The organism is Alcanivorax profundi (assembly GCF_003597125.1).
Classification (GTDB): Bacteria; Pseudomonadota; Gammaproteobacteria; order Pseudomonadales; family Alcanivoracaceae; genus Alcanivorax; species Alcanivorax profundi.
The window spans coordinates 1-425 of the sequence record NZ_QYYA01000135.1 but is presented as its reverse complement, the minus strand read 5'-3'; the positions used below and the strand labels follow the sequence as shown (position 1 = coordinate 425).

Sequence of the window (425 nt, the reverse complement as noted above, 5' to 3'; positions counted from 1 at the left end):
AGAAGTTGACCGGTAAGGTTCCTGCCTTCTATAAGGGTATCGGTACCTATGCCACTTTGAAAACCACCCAGAGCAAGGCAATGTTCGACAACGATTCTACCACCTATTATACATCGGGTAACGGTCAGAATACAGGCGACTGGATTGGTGCTGACCTGGGCTGCGTTCGTCAGGTATCAGAGGTAAGAATCCTCCAGGGCCGTAACTCTGTGGATGATGTAGATTACTTCGACAACACCGTATTGGAATATTCTGTAGACAGAAAGGAATGGAAGGCGCTGACAGGCGAGTTGAAGAAGCAGTATATCATCAACTGGAAGACCGATTCTCCTGTTGAGGCCCGTTATATCCGTAGCAAGAAGTTGAAGGCAGACAAGCGCAACTGGGCAGCTGTCCGTACCTTCGAGGTGAATCCAACCACTCCA

1 protein-coding gene is annotated in these 425 nt (G+C 48.9%); it reads left to right on the top strand.

All coding sequences use genetic code 11. The features are described 5' to 3' along the window. The coding region (locus D4A39_RS17205; protein WP_147393972.1) for a discoidin domain-containing protein at nt 1–425 on the top strand (425 nt) is incomplete at both ends.